The organism is Pseudoalteromonas sp. SM9913 (assembly GCF_000184065.1).
GTDB lineage: Bacteria > Pseudomonadota > Gammaproteobacteria > Enterobacterales > Alteromonadaceae > Pseudoalteromonas > Pseudoalteromonas tetraodonis.
In genome coordinates, this window is record NC_014803.1 from 2964086 (window position 1) to 2979747 (window position 15662).

General features: G+C 41.3%; 12 protein-coding genes. 1 reads left to right on the forward strand and 11 read right to left on the reverse strand.

Features of this window, described 5'->3' with window-relative positions; genetic code table 11:
• Positions 1-46 precede the first annotated feature (46 nt).
• From PSM_RS13585 to PSM_RS13610, 6 genes are all read right to left on the reverse strand, one after another.
• Positions 47-1315, reverse strand: a complete 1269-nt coding sequence (locus PSM_RS13585) for an inorganic phosphate transporter (RefSeq protein ID WP_008114819.1) — start codon at positions 1313-1315, stop codon at positions 47-49.
• Between the two features lie 39 nt (positions 1316-1354).
• A complete protein-coding gene (locus tag PSM_RS13590) occupies positions 1355-2029 on the reverse strand; it encodes a TIGR00153 family protein (protein ID WP_008114817.1) in 675 nt (224 codons plus the stop codon).
• A 150-nt stretch (positions 2030-2179) separates the two neighbouring features.
• The gene (gene phoU / locus PSM_RS13595) at positions 2180-2881 is read right to left on the reverse strand and encodes a phosphate signaling complex protein PhoU (RefSeq protein WP_008114815.1); all 702 of its coding nucleotides are present in this window, start codon (positions 2879-2881) and stop codon (positions 2180-2182) included.
• 44 nt (positions 2882-2925) lie between these two features.
• Entirely contained in the window at positions 2926-3753 is an 828-nt protein-coding gene (gene pstB / locus PSM_RS13600) for a phosphate ABC transporter ATP-binding protein PstB (RefSeq protein WP_008114812.1), read from the reverse strand.
• A gap of 19 nt (positions 3754-3772) precedes the next feature.
• Positions 3773-5422 (reverse strand): phosphate ABC transporter permease PstA, encoded by a 1650-nt coding sequence (gene pstA / locus PSM_RS13605; protein ID WP_013465994.1) that lies wholly within the window; start codon positions 5420-5422, stop codon positions 3773-3775.
• Positions 5423-5437: 15 nt separating this feature from the next.
• Complete coding sequence (locus PSM_RS13610) at positions 5438-7672, reverse strand: ABC transporter permease subunit (RefSeq protein ID WP_013465995.1); 2235 nt, start codon at positions 7670-7672, stop codon at positions 5438-5440.
• 356 nt (positions 7673-8028) lie between these two features.
• Between PSM_RS13610 and PSM_RS13615 the strand changes: the two genes are divergently transcribed.
• Entirely contained in the window at positions 8029-8535 is a 507-nt protein-coding gene (locus PSM_RS13615) for a glycine cleavage system protein R (RefSeq protein ID WP_013465996.1), read from the forward strand.
• 70 nt (positions 8536-8605) lie between these two features.
• On the opposite strand, the gene PSM_RS13620 is transcribed toward PSM_RS13615, so the two are convergent.
• The 5 genes from PSM_RS13620 to PSM_RS13640 form a co-directional block, all read right to left on the reverse strand.
• Complete coding sequence (locus tag PSM_RS13620; protein ID WP_013465997.1) at positions 8606-9061, reverse strand: hypothetical protein; 456 nt, start codon at positions 9059-9061, stop codon at positions 8606-8608.
• A gap of 144 nt (positions 9062-9205) precedes the next feature.
• Positions 9206-12322: an efflux RND transporter permease subunit gene (locus PSM_RS13625; RefSeq protein WP_013465998.1), complete on the reverse strand. Its 3117-nt coding sequence runs from the start codon at positions 12320-12322 to the stop codon at positions 9206-9208.
• Between the two features lie 8 nt (positions 12323-12330).
• Positions 12331-13830: an efflux RND transporter periplasmic adaptor subunit gene (locus tag PSM_RS13630; protein ID WP_013465999.1), complete on the reverse strand. Its 1500-nt coding sequence runs from the start codon at positions 13828-13830 to the stop codon at positions 12331-12333.
• The gene (locus PSM_RS13635) at positions 13820-15145 is read right to left on the reverse strand and encodes a TolC family protein (RefSeq protein ID WP_013466000.1); all 1326 of its coding nucleotides are present in this window, start codon (positions 15143-15145) and stop codon (positions 13820-13822) included. The genes PSM_RS13630 and PSM_RS13635 overlap by 11 nt, the downstream gene beginning before the upstream one ends.
• Positions 15146-15248: 103 nt before the next feature.
• Positions 15249-15623, reverse strand: a complete 375-nt coding sequence (locus PSM_RS13640; RefSeq protein WP_013466001.1) for a hypothetical protein — start codon at positions 15621-15623, stop codon at positions 15249-15251.
• Positions 15624-15662 lie beyond the last annotated feature (39 nt).

Genomic DNA, 15662 nt, shown 5'->3' on the forward strand with positions numbered 1-15662 from the left:
GGGCGTTGAGATCTTTTCAAGCTAAAAGTCTTTTAAGTACTTTTTATTAAACCCCAAAAGCGGTTCTTAGTACGTAGAAAATAACAATAGCAAGGGCAGCACCAACTGGCAATGTAATTACCCAAGAAACTACAATATTTCTTATTACACCCATATTAAGTGCGGCAATACCACGTGCCATACCTACACCCAACACGGCACCCACTAGGGTTTGTGTGGTTGAGATAGGTAAGCCTGTGCCCGATGCAATAACAACGGTAGATGCAGCAGCTAATTCAGCAGCAAAACCACGGCTTGGTGTTAAATGTGTAATTCCTTCACCAATGGTTTTAATTACTTTTTTGCCTAAAATAGCAAGACCGGCAACAATACCTAAACCACCCAGTGGTAATATCCACCAAGCAATAGCCGCTTTCTTCGCGATTTCACCATTATTTTCAACAATGTTTACAACAGCAGCTAGTGGTCCAATTGCATTAGCAACATCATTAGAACCATGAGCAAATGCCATACAACAGGCTGTTAGCACCATAAGTACTGCAAACACTTTTTCTACATTGTTAAACTGCATTTCTCTATCCGCTTTAGGATCGATATTTAAACGAGAAATCGCAATTTTACCAATAACAGCAACTAGTACCGCTATACCTATAGAAATAGCAAAACCTTCAAAGGTACCTAAATTAATACCAATGTGCTTTAAGCCTTTTTTAATGGTCACAAGTGCCATAATAAAGCCAGCTAAACCCATGTATATTGGTACAAAGCGCTTGGCATTTTTAAGTGGAGCGTCTGTATCAAATATCAGCTTTTGCGCACTCATAAATATTAAGTACGCTATAAAACCTGATATCGCCGGCGTTACAATCCAGCTACCTACGATACCGGCAACCTTACCCCATTGAATAGCCTCTGTGCCTACTGCAACCAGAGCAAAGCCAATAATAGCGCCAATGATTGAATGAGTCGTCGATACCGGCCAGCCTAAAAACGAGGCCATTAATAACCAACTGCCCGCGGCAAATAAAGAGGCGATCATACCTAAAATCATCAATTCAGGAATGTCGGCAAATGGGGCCGCATCAATAATCCCTTTACGAATTGTTGATGTTACTTCACCACCGGCTAAATAAGCACCTGCAAACTCAAAAATCATCGCGATAAAAATCGCTTGTTTAATGGTAAGTGCTTTTGAACCTACTGATGTACCCATCGCGTTGGCAACGTCATTTGCGCCAATACCATAAGCCATAAAAAAGCCGACTGCTGCGGCAATTAAAATTAATACCGTGCCGTAAGATGCAATGATATCCATTGTGTAACCTTAATCTTTCGTGTTTGAACTGATTTTAAATTAACGAGCTAACATCAGCTCAAGACGTGATCCTACGCGCTCTGCAATATCTGCAAGCTCGCCAACCCATTCAATGATTTTGTATAAAAACATTACATCTACTGGATTTAGCTCACTTTCTACTTTACGTAGTTGGCGGCGTATTCTAATTTGCATTTCATCCGTGTCTTGTTCTATGGCATCCAATTCTACGAGCATTTTTTCAACCAGAGTAACTTCTCTGCCTTTAAAGCCCGTTTCTAACAATTCTTCTAATTCATTAATCGCTTTAGATGCTTGTTTTGTTGCATCAACACAACGAGTTACATACGCCAAAAAGTCTTCTTGAATCTCTTTTGGTATGATCATCTCACGACCAATTACACGCCCAGCAATGTCTTTTGCCTTATTAGCAATTTTGTCTTGTTGGGTTACTAATTCGAGAAGGTCTGTACGCTCTACCGGCATGAATAATCCGCCAGGTAGTTGTAAGCGTATAGTTCTTTTCATTTCATCGGCTTCACGTTCTAAATTACGAATAGTTAAACGTAGCTCTTCAGCTTGTTGCCATTCTTCTTTAAAAACATGATTAAAAAAAGGTATCAAACTTTCGCTTGCTTGATGCGCTTTTCTGATGTGTTCTTCTATTGGTTTTATAGGTGATTTTGCAAAAACACCTAAAAAATTTGTTGGCATAACTGACCCTTTAATCAATTCAATATGCTGTTCAGCGTGAATTTTACAGCATTAAGCTAGATTGTGAACGCTTTTTCTCATTCAATTATTTACAAAAAATAAAAAAGGCAGTGTATTACTGCCTTTCTTATTTTCTAGTTATTCGTATCACTACAGTGATTTTTCAATATCTTCTTGAGATGTATGACGAATATCTTTACCGTTTACAAAATAAATGACATATTCAGCGATGTTTTGACAACGATCACCGATACGCTCTAATGAGCGAACAGACCATACTAAATCCATAATTTTTGGAATTGAGCGCGGATCTTCCATCATGTACGTCATTATTTGACGGGTGATAGCTTCATACTCTCTATCTACTTTAGCATCCTCTTTATGCACTTCAAATGCACGTTGCACATCCATACGTGCAAATGCATCTAAAACGTCATGCAGCATTTTAGATACTTGGCGACCCATATTTTCAATATTTACTAATAAATCTTGTTGATCCTTAGTAAATGAGTCTAGTGCAACTTTAGCAATTCGCTTAGCTTCATCACCAATTCGCTCTAAATCAGCAATGGTTTTTGCTATTGCAATTACTAAACGTAAATCACTGGCTGCCGGTTGGCGCTTAGCAATAATACGGGTGCAATCTTCATCAATACTGACTTCCATTGCATTAACTTTGTAGTCGTTTTCACGTACTTTTTGTGCCAATACCGCATCGTTTTTGCTAACTGCATCAAGCGCGCTATTAAGTTGTTGCTCAACCAACCCACCCATACTCAGTACATGGTTTCGCACATCTTCTAACTCTTGGTTAAAACGACCAGAAATATGTTTATTAATGTTGTGTTCCATAATGACCTTCTTTAATAATTCATTGTTTTAGCGTTTTAACCCGACTAGCCGTAGCGTCCGGTAATATAATCTTCAGTTTTTTTCTTCGTTGGTGTGGTAAATAAGGTATTGGTATCTGAATACTCAATGAGCTCACCCATATACATAAACGCGGTTTGATCAGATACCCGCGCTGCTTGTTGCATGTTATGAGTAACAATAACCACAGTAAATTTATTCTTTAAATCATTAATTAGTTCTTCAATCACTAGAGTTGAAATCGGGTCGAGTGCTGATGTTGGTTCATCAAGTAATAATACTTCTGGCTCTATCGCAATTGAGCGAGCAATAACTAAACGCTGCTGCTGACCGCCCGATAAACCGAATGCGCTATCGTGAAGTCTGTCTTTTACTTCATCCCATAATGCCGCACCACGTAGCGATTGCTCTACCACTTCATCAAGCTTACGCTTTTCTTTGATCCCTTGCAGGCGAAGACCGTAAACCACATTCTCGTAGATTGATTTAGGAAACGGGTTTGGACGCTGAAACACCATGCCAACATTACGACGAAGCGCAGCAACATCTACGCTTTTGTCGTAAATATTTTGCCCGTGCAGCATTATTTCGCCTTCTATGCGACAAATATCAACCAAGTCATTCATACGGTTAATACAACGCAGCAAAGTTGACTTACCACAACCCGACGGACCGATAAATGCCGTTACTTGGCCTTTCGGAATGTTCATATTTACTTTACTCAGTGCTTGTTTATCACCGTAGTAAAGGTCGAGATCTTTAATTTCTAGCGCTTTTTGTTCGTCTGTTAAATTATTTAAATCTAACTTCAAGCTTGGCTTTGCTTGGTTTACTTTTGGAGCGACTGTAATCATGTTTGTTACCTATACTAAATTAATGCTCAAGCGATCTGAATTTTTCACGTAAATGGTTGCGTATACCAATGGCGGTGATGTTAAGGGTAATAATAACCGACACTAACAAAAAGGCCGTTGCATATACCAGCGGACGCGCCGCTTCAACGTTAGGGCTTTGAAAGCCAACATCGTAAATATGAAAACCTAAGTGCATGAACTTTCTATCTAAGTGTATGTAAGGGAAGTTACCATCAAGCGGCAACGTTGGTGCCATTTTTACCACACCCACCAGCATAAGCGGTGCAACTTCACCCGCAGCACGAGCAACCGCTAAAATTAACCCCGTCATAATAGCAGGACTGGCCATAGGAATAATGATTCGCCATAACGTTTCTACCTTAGTCGCGCCCAGTGCTAATGAACCATCACGTACTGTGCTTGGAATACGAGATAAACCTTCCTCGGTTGACACAATTACCACAGGCAGAGTTAATATAGCCAAGGTGAGTGCCGACCACATCACACCGGGTGTACCAAATACAGGCGTAGGCGATGATTCTGGGTAAAATAGTTGGTCAACACTGCCACCTACCATATACACAAAGAAACCTAGACCGAATACACCATATACAATTGACGGAACACCCGCTAAGTTAATAACCGCAATACGGATCATTTTAGTAATTGCGTTTTTAGCTGCATATTCATGCAAATAAATAGCGGCAACCACACCAAATGGCGTCACAATCACAGCCATTAACATCACCATGAATACCGTACCAAAGATAGCAGGAAATACACCGCCTTCGGTATTGGCTTCACGTGGGTCATCTGAAACAAACTTGCCTAACTGCACAAAGTAATGGCCTAGTTTAGCAAAAAAGCCCATATCGTTTGGAAACCATACATCCAACACTTGATAAAGCGGGATAGTAACAATCTCACCACGCATATCTTTCACAGTTACTTGGTCACGCTTAGCTTGGTTACGCAGTGCAAATAACTCTTTTTCAAGCTCACCATATTGCGCACGTAAATCAGCACGGGCTTGAGCAAGTTCAGCTACGCGCTCATCAGTTAGCTCGTTATCAAGCAAATAGGCTTTTTCCTGCAAACGTAAACGCTCTAACTCGTAGTTTATATGACCAATATCACCATTTTGTAAATCCAGTGCTTCGTCATTTAAATCAACCGCACGCTCTACAAGATCATGTAATGTTTCAACTTTATCTGTAGTTATTGTTTCACCATCTTTAATTACTGATTCTACATAACCGTAAAAGTTACCGTTTTTGCTACGCTCAAATACCGCGAGTGCTTTTGGTGCTGAGCTTTGTGTAATATCAGTTTCAAGTATCCAGCGAAAGTCTAAATCTACATACTCACGGTTACCGGTTTTAATTAGTAAACGCTCAACCTCGTCTTTTTCAAATTTAGAAACATCAATACCGGTTGCCGCTAAACGCGACTTAGGTACTAATTCACGGTCGTAAATTTCACCAATAACGGTTTGTTTAGTAATCGAGCCTTCAAGCTCATATTGCATAACTTGAGATGGCCAAAAAAAGCTTAATCCCTTCCATGCAATCATGGCGAGTAAACCAATTACTGAAATTAAACTGATGCTGACGGCACCACCGGTCATCCAAATCCAAGGAGAACCAGACCTAAACCACTGCTTTACCATGTCGTGTTTCTCCACTTACATTGAGCTATATTTTTCACGCAGCTGCTGACGAACAAATTCAGCAACTGTGTTGAAAATAAAGGTAAATATGAATAATACAAAGGCGGCTAAGAATAGAATTCGATAATGCGAACTCCCCACTTCCGACTCTGGCATTTCGACGGCAATATTAGCGGCTAAGGTACGCATACCTTGGAAAATACTCCAATCCATAATCGGCGTATTACCGGTTGCCATCAGTACAATCATGGTTTCGCCTACGGCGCGACCTAACCCCATCATAACCGCAGAGAAAATACCTGGGCTAGCCGTTAGTAACACCACGCGAATTAGCGTTTGCCACTGCGTTGCACCTAATGCTAACGATCCATTGGATAAATGCTTAGGAACGCTGAATACCGCATCTTCCGCAATTGAGAAGATAGTGGGAATAACCGCAAAGCCCATCGCAATACCAACCACAAGCGAGTTACGCTGATCGAAAGTCATACCAAGCTCATTGGTTAAGTATTGACGCACATTGCCATCAAACATCCACAGTTCAATACTTTCGCTCATCGCAAATGACAACCAACCAATAAATAACACCACAGGAATTAATAAAATTGAATGTGAGCCTTCAGGAATTTTATGGCGAATAGCTGCAGGTAATTTAGTCCAACCTAAAGCGGTTGCTAAAATACCTAATGGCAGTAATACGAGTAAGCCAACAATAGCCGGCAGGTGCTCTTCAATTAAAGGCGCTAACCACAAGCCAGCTAAAAAGCCGAGTATTACCGTTGGCAAAGCTTCCATTATTTCAACGGTCGGCTTAACTACGCGACGTAATTCGCTCGACATAAAGTAAGCGGTGTAAATAGCGGCTGAAATAGCAATAGGCACAGCAAATAACATTGCATACATAGCAGCCTTTAAAGTACCAAATGAAATTGGTACCAGTGAGAACTTAGATTCAAAATCATCACTTGCAGACGTTGATTGCCAAATATAACCCGGCTCAGGGTAACCCTCGTACCATACTTCTTGCCAAAGCGCTGACCACGTAACTTCTGGGTGTTCGTTATGAATTTCTAATACCGTTAGCTTGTTATCAGCCAAAATCAACGCGGCATTTGAACGCGGAGCAATAGCAAACTGTTCAATTGCACCGTCACTGACTTTACCTTGCCACAACTTTGCTTCACTGGTTGTGTAATAAACACCTAGCTCACCATTTTGACCAGTTGTAAAAAAGGTACGGCGGTAGAATTCAGTAAAAACATTGAGCTTACTTTGCTTAGTGGTTTCAAACGAACGAATTTTTTGAAACTCGCGACCTGAGTCAGTGTTTACTTCAAACCACTGCGATATTTCACCATTATCATTGGCCAGCATCAGGGAGTTAGCACCAGCTAATAATTGTGATGACACAATATTAGCGTTTTCTTCGTTGGCAGATAATAATTGGATTTGCTCTACTTCACTTGGGTAGCGAGTATCGAATACGTAAATTTGATTAGCAGAGCGAACAAATGTGCGGGTGGTATCCGGCGACATTAATAACTCATCTACGCGACCATCAACGTTCAATTCGGTACGTTCAACTTGCCATTCGACTTCACCGGTAAACATATTTTCTTCGGCTACAAAGCTGCTAAATACCACACGTTTATCGGCGGTAAGTGCCACAACGGCTGTTTTGTCCTCATAATGGCTAAAGGCAAAACGCTTAATAGCAGCACCTTGTTCATCAACTTCTAACGCCATCTCACCCAATGGATAACCTAAACGCGGGCTTAATTTACGTTCATTATTAGGGAAGGTGACTAAAAACTTAGGCGCAACAATAGTCACGGTGCCATTTTCTAAGCCATACGCATAATGACCTTGAAAAGGAGCACTATTTGCAAAGCTGGTTACCTTCGCAGGTAAAGTGGCATTAAGTGTTTTTAGTTTTTTACCAAAGTTTGCTTTATCAACACTATAGAAGTTAACTTGACCTTGATTATCAAGTAAGTAAGCAACCTCAGTTTGCTCTTCAACACCAAGCCCAACTATTTGCTCAGCATTAGCAACATTAAAGCTAGCGCGCTTTTCAACTTTAGCTGACTCGAAAATAGGCTGCACTACATAAAGAAGGTAAAAAAAGATCAATAGCAGTGCTATTAATACCATTATACCGCCTGCGGTTATGCCAAACTTAGCAAACCGGTCTTTAAATAGACGGCTTCGATCCGTATTAAAAGTCGGTTTATTCGGATTTGAAGTCATCAAAACACCCTTATATCTTAACGTTGGGCGCATTATATTTCATCAAAGTGACAGTAATGTTACAGTCGTAATAATTCTTTACTGGAACCACAAAATAATATTAAAGTATTGTTTTATTAAATAATTGTATTTATTTATGTGTTATTAATAAACTAAATCAATTATTAATTGGACAAACTATTTATCCAAGACAATACTCAATGGGCATCTAATATAACAATAATAAAGTAACCTATTAAGATATAACAATCCTTTTGTGGTTAGCTTTTACATACATTAAGAATCACATACATTAGATCGCATCACTTAATGCCTATGCATTTATTTTTTCATTTGGGCTTAAAAAGAGAACTATTATGAAGCAGTTGGTAATAACCATTTTAGGGGAAGATCGCCCCGGTTTAGTAGAAAGTATTTCATCGGTTATATTGGAAAACCACGGTAATTGGTTAAGCAGTAATTTAAGTCATTTGCTTGGCCACTTTGCTGGCATTATACAAGTTGAGGTGGCTGAAGAGCATTTACAGGCATTTCAAGATGCGCTTAATGGGCTTCCTAAATTAGATGTCCGTATAGAAAAAGGCAACACCGAAATTGAGCCTGTTGAACTCGAGCAGCTTAATTTTGTGATCACCGGGAACGATCGCCCTGGTATAGTCCAGGAGTTGGCAAGTGTTATTCGTCATAAAGGCGCTAATATTACGAACTTAAACTCAAGGCAGCAAAGTGCGCCAAACTGGGGGGTGCCAATTTTTAGTGCCGTTGCCACCGTTAGCCTGCCTAATGGGCTTAACAAAGACGAAGTAATTAACGCTCTTGAGTCAATTACGAGTGACTTAGTGGTTGATGTAGAGCAAAGTTAAATGTGCTCTATTATTTTACACACGAAAAAGGCGCTTATTACAGCGCCTTTTTTATGCGTAACACTTGTTGCTACATATCTGCATGACGATTAATGCTTTGTATCATTTGCCTTAATCCTTGCTCTTCAAGTTGCAACAGCTCACTTAGTTTTTCTTGAGCCTCAGGTGATTGTGCTTTATCAGCCAAATAACTATATGCGTTCAATACTTTTTGATGCTGCTTTGATAAATATTCTTGAATTACTTGCTCATCTAACTGGTTACTGCGATCTAAATCAGTAAAGTTAATAATTTCTGAGTGCTCTGAAAAATACTCATAACAATACGTATCTAATGTGTTTATTTGCGTGATGGCTTTAAAGCCAATTAAATCCTCAGCGAGCTTTTTTTCATACTCAACACAATAATCAATTAGCTGTTTGTTATGCTCCCCGAGTAGGTCCTTTACACTAAAAAAATTAGCGGCCATTTGTGTGTGAAATTGAACTGTCCAATCGAACACTTCTTGGATTGTTTTAACTTGCATGTGCGTTCCTTACTATTTAACCCTAATGATTAAATAGATGCGTGAATCATGCCAACAAAAAACACAATAAAATCAGTAGGTAAAGTAAGGATGGGTAACTTGTACTGATTTTTTACAGTACAAGTTACACAACCAGTGTAAAAATTATAGGTTTCGCTTTCGCCATAATAAATACACCGCGGGTAACACCAGCAATGTTAAAACAATGGCGCTAAACATACCGCCAACCATGGGGGCGGCTATTCGACTCATTACTTCACTCCCCGTGCCTGTGCCATATAACACCGGTAACAGGCCAATCACTATGGTTGCTACCGTCATCATTACAGGGCGAACGCGCAAACCGGCGCCTTCTAATATGGCATGCTTAAGCTGCTCAATACTTATGCTTTTTCCTAATTGAGCGGCGGCCTCTACTTGCGCTTTATAGGCTTGGTTTAAATACACCAACATAATAACGCCTATTTCTACGGCCACCCCAGCAAGGGCAATAAAGCCGACCCCCACAGCAACAGAGAAATTAAAGCCTTCTAAATACATGAGCCAAATACCCCCTATCATTGCCAGTGGTAATGTCGCCATAATAATAAATACTTCAGTGAAGCTTCTAAAATTCAGGTAAAGCAGTACCACAATAATGGCTAAGGTTAACGGCAACACATAACTCAGTTTCGCCTTAGCGCGCTCCATGTATTCATATTGCCCTGCCCAAGTTATAGAATACCCTGCGGGTAAAATTAGCTGCTCGTTTAGTAACTGCTGAGCACTTTCTACGTAGCTGCCAATGTCAGTATCTTTAATATCAATAAAGCTCCAACCATTTAAACGGGCATTTTCACTTTTTATGCCAGGAGGGCCATCGCTAATGTATACATCAGCCACGTCGGCAAGTGCAATGCGTTGCCCAGCAGGGGTTACAATAGGCAGCAGCATTAACTCCTCTGGTGAATCACGATACGCTTGCGGATAACGAATATTAACCGGGTATCGCTCTTGACCCTCAACCGTTTCAGTCACGTTCATTCCCCCAATGGCGGTTGCGACCACTTGCTGCACATCTGCAATATTTAAACTATAACGCGCTGCTTTTTCACGGTTAATATCGACCTTGATATAACGCCCACCCGCTACTCGCTCTGAGTAAACCGATGCGGTACCTGGAAGATCTTTAAGCAGTACTTCTATTTGTTGACCTATTTTTTGAATTTCACTCAAATTCGGCCCCGCGACTTTTATACCCACAGGGGTTTTAATCCCTGTAGCCAGCATATCTATTCGCGTTTTGATAGGCATTACCCAAGCGTTTGTGAGTCCTGGGAACTTTACTAAAGCATCCAGCTCTTGTTTGAGCTTTTTGGTGGTCATGCCTTCGCGCCACTGATCTTTAGGCTTAAACTGTATAAAGGTTTCAATCATGGTGAGTGGTGCCGGATCGGTTGCCGTTTCCGCTCGTCCAATTTTACCAAATACGGTTTTCACCTCGGGCACAGTGGCAATCAGCTTATCGGTTTGCTGTAATAGCTCGCGCGCTTTACCAATAGAAATCCCAGGGTAAGTGGTTGGCATATACATTAAATCCCCCTCATCAAGAGGTGGAATAAACTCACTGCCTATTTTATTTACCGGATAAAAGCCCACTAAAGTAATAATCAGTGCCACCAACAAGGTGCTTTTGGGGAATTTTAAGACTGTGTTTAACAGTGGCTTATAACTATTTACTAGTAAACGGTTTACCGGATTTTTATTTTCAGATATCACCTTACCGCGAATAAAGTACCCCATCAGTACGGGTACTAAGGTAATTGCTAAGCCGGCAGATGCCGCCATTGCATAGGTTTTTGTGTAAGCCAATGGCGCAAACATTCGCCCTTCTTGAGCTTCTAAAATAAACACCGGCATAAAGCTAACTGTAATGATTAATAAGCTAAAAAATAATGCAGGCCCTACTTCACTGGCAGAATCAATCACCACTTGCCAACGATTTTCATCGGTCAGCGGTTTTTTCTCCATGTGTTTGTGCATGTTTTCAATCATCACAATCGCACCATCGGTCATGGCACCTATCGCTATAGCAATCCCGCCTAATGACATGATATTGGCGTTAATCCCTTGCCAATGCATAATAATAAAAGCGGTGAGTATGCCTAACGGTAAGGTAATAATAGCCACCAGCGATGAGCGTACATGGAATAAAAACACCACACACACTAAAGCAACTACAATCAGCTCTTCCATCAATTTAGAGGTGAGGTTATCAACTGCGTCTTTTATTAAATGAGAGCGGTCGTACACAGGTACAATTTCAACCCCCTCGGGCAGGCCTTTTTTAAGTGACTCCAATTTAGCTTTGACGAGCTCTATAGTTTTTTGCGCGTTTTCACCAAAGCGCATCACTACTACGCCACCAGCCACTTCGCCTTCGCCGTTAAGCTCGGCAACACCACGGCGCATTTGAGGACCTAAACGCACATTAGCAACATCACGTAACTGTAGTGCAGTACCGTTAGCGTTTATACCTAAAGGAATCGCTTCTAAATCAGCCACACTTTTTACATAGCCAGTGCTGGTAACCATGTATTCGGCTTCTGCCATTTCAACAACTGATGCCCCCATTTCTTGGTTGCCTTGCTTAATGGCAGTTTGAATAAGGCTTAGCGGAATACCATAGGCACGTAACTTATCGGGCTGTACGTTAACTTGGTATTGTTTCACCATGCCACCTACCGATGCTACTTCGGATACACCGGGCACAGTTTGCAGTTCAAACTTTAAAAACCAATCTTGTAAACTGCGTAGCTGGCTAATATCGTGCTTACCTGTGGTATCAGTGAGTGCATATAAATACACCCAACCAACTCCTGTGGCATCGGGACCTAGCTCTGCAATTGCCGTACTGGGTAAACGCGCAGATACTTGACTTAAATATTCTTGAACACGACTTCGTGCCCAGTATAAATCGGTGTCTTCGTCAAAAATAACGTACACGTAGGAGTCACCAAAAAACGAAAAACCGCGTACTGTTTGCGCCCCTGGTACCGATAACATCGCCGTGGTTATAGGAAATGTGACCTGATCTTGCACTACTTGCGGCGCTTGCCCAGGGTAAGATGTTTTAACAATAACCTGTACATCAGATAAATCGGGTAAGGCATCTACTGGGGTGTTTTTTACAGCATACAAGCCGCCACCAATAAGTATTGTGGTCAGTAACAGTACAAAAAAACGATTAACAACAGACCAGCGAATAATTGCAGTAATCATAACCACTCCTACTCGTGCTGACTGTGCATAGCATGCACAGAAGTCATTGTATGGATCACAAACTCACCTTGCTCAATACTAAAGGTAAATGTAACTTCATCATTTAGCTTAAACGCCTCAATGGTTACATTTTTTGCTAACACAAAGTCCATAGTTGCAGGTCCGCGCCCCCACTTTTCAATCGCCTCACGGCTAATATTCATAACCCGCGTGCTAGGGTCAATGCTGTTGATAACCCCATTCACAGTAGCCATGCTTGGGTCACTATCACTCATTGCCATTGTGCTGTGCGAAGGGGCTTGCATACGCTTAAAATCAGAGCTTTTACTCGACTCTGAATCAATTAAAAACTGTGCTGAAGTAACCACTTCATCTTCAGCCATAACACCCGATAAAATCTCAGTATGAGTCGCATCGCTTCGCCCTAAGGTTACTTCAACCGATTTAAAACGCCCCTCACCAAGCGCAATTACAACGCGGTTTTGGCTACCAGTGCGAATAACCGCCTCTTTAGGCACAATTAACTGCTTTTCAGCTTTTTGGCTATGAATACTCACTTGCGCAAACATATTTGGTTTTAACTGATGACCTTCGTTATTAAAGCGCAAACGCACTCGTAAAGTACGATTTTTAGCATCTAAAGTAGGGTAAATATAATCCACTTGCCCTTGCCAACGTTGACCACTTAAATAATCGAGTGTCATGGTTACCGGTAAGCCAACACGGATCAGCTCAGCTTGGCGTTCAAATACCTCAGCCTCAACCCACACTTCGTCAAGCTGAGCAATACTCATCATTGATGTATCTGGTTTAACGTAAAACCCTTCACGAATATTAAGCTCATCAACAACGCCACCTTGGCGAGAATAAAAAGTAATGTTTTGTAGCACTTGCTGACTTTTTTGTAAGCGTGAAATAAAACCCTCAGACACATTAAGCGATTTTAAACGTGCTTTAGCCGCCCGAATTAACACCGGATTATTGCGCTTTAACGCTAAAACAAACTCTTCTTGGGCATTGACTAATTGCGGTGAATACAAGGTATAAAGTGGCTCATCTTGTTTAACCTGATCGCCTGCTGCCTTCACATATAATGTCTCTACCCAGCCCTCTACCCGCGGGTGAATATGAATGAGCTGATCTTGGTTATACTGTACATAGCCTACCGTGTTGACTTCATTTTCCAGCGCTGCAAACTCCACCGGTGCAGTGCGTACACCTAAGTTATTAATCACGGTAGGTGAAATTTTAACACTGCCGGGGCCTTCATTGGCGCCACTGTCTGACTCTTCATAAACAGGCACTAAATCCATACCCATAGGTGATAAACCCGGTTCATCACGACGATAATTACTGTCCATTGGTGCCACCCAATAAAGCGGCTCTTTTTTACTACTGGTTTTGTCATTGCTTGGCATAGTGTGCTCAGCTGGCAAGCTCAATAACACTCCGGCCGTCAGCGCTGCACTGCATATAGCCACCAATGACAATTTTAAATTAGTATTCATAGGTTAGCTCCTGCTGTGATAAGTTTTTTAAGCTGGCGTCATCAGCACTGGCGTAATAATTTAACCGTGCAATAATAATTTTTTGATCAACGTGAATATTAAGTGCGTCTATTTTGGCATTTAATTCGCTGATCTGCGCTTGCATCACATCCGAAAAATTACCATCATCGCGGGTATAAGCATTCAGGGTCGCTTGGGATTGCTCGGCCATTTGCGGCAATAATTTAGTTTTATAGAGCGCTGCTCGCTGACTTAATCGTGTTAGTTGGCTGACTTCCTTAAAGTACATTCCTTGTAGCTTTTTAAGGGCAATTAATTTTTGTGTTTTTGCCTCTTCGCTATCAGCAATCGCGGCATTAACGAGTTGATCTTGGCGATTGTCGGTAAATAGCGGTAAATCTATACTCACTCCCACAGAGAAAAGGTCGGCTCGCGAGCCCCCCATTGGCATATCATCGCGATAACCATATCCCATATTCACACCAATTTGCGGTTTATAGCCTTGCTCAGCCACACTGATTTGAGTTTGCTTTGCCTCTATTGCATTATCAATCGCCATAATAGCGGGGTGCTTTAATAGCAATGCCATTAATTGCTGAAACTCTAACTCCGTGTAGTTTTTTAACGCTGAAACCTGTGAAAAGTCCTCACCAACAGGCTGGCTTAGCATGTCGATGGGCAACCATTGTGTTAACCGCTTTTTAGCACCTTGAAGCTGTTGATCAAGTTGCATTAGTTTATCTTCAAGGCGGGTTAGCTCTAATTGCGCACGAATAATATCTTGTTGGCGTGTTTTACCCACCGAGCTTACATAACTTGATTCGGTAATATCGATTAGCTGAGTAAACAAGGCTTTGTCCTGCTCAATAAGTGCAATAGTTCGCTGCGCTCTGAACGCATTGAGCCATGACTCGGTCACTATGGTTTTTACCTGCGCGAGTCTATCTTTACGAAGCCAAGGCTCTGCCGCAGCCGACTGAGACAGTGCTTTTTGCTGCAATGCTAAACTATCGCCGCGGCTTAACGATTGGCTAATTCCCACTTTAAATTGGGTCATATTTTCTTGAGCAAAAGCAAAACCATTGGTTGGTAAATTCATTAGTCCTAGCGTGAGTACCGGATCAGGTAAGGTACCTGCGGCAATACTTTTTGCTTCAATTGATGCTTGTTTTTGTTTGCTGGCTTTAAGCCAAGGCTCATGGTTTAAGGCATAGTTAATTGCCTCATTTAAACTCAGTTCAGCACTGTGTACAGAGACACTAATGCTCAATAAGCTGCTCACAAAAACAGCTTTTAATACTGCGAAGTGATTCATCACTTGCTCCACTTAAAATTAAAAAATAAAAAACGATTAATTTTTTAAGCAGATAGATGACAAAAAGCTAAATGACTAGATTTTAAACACACCTATCCTGCGGTTATGCAGGCATAGGAGGACGATAAAGAGATCGTGCAAAATTAGGTTGGCGCTGCATGACAGCAAGGTGCACTTTTTCAGAGGGTAATTTGGAAGCTATAAATAGCGAGTTTACATGCAATGCCGAATGCGAATTACAAGCACTCATTGGGCAACTGCAATCTTGGGTTAACGTGCTTTGCTCACTACAGCAATCCATAGACATGGTTGTTGTATCAGCGTCGTCACTCATTGCCATTTCACTATGCTGCATCGATGCATGGGTTGCCATGTTCATATGCGGCACATCACATACCATAGATACAGACGCAACGGCTTGACCCACAAAAGTGAGTAACAAAGTTAGCGTGAGTAAAATACAGTAAATACGTTGCAATGAAATAACCTAAAAGTAAATAGACGCTAAAAGTTTATG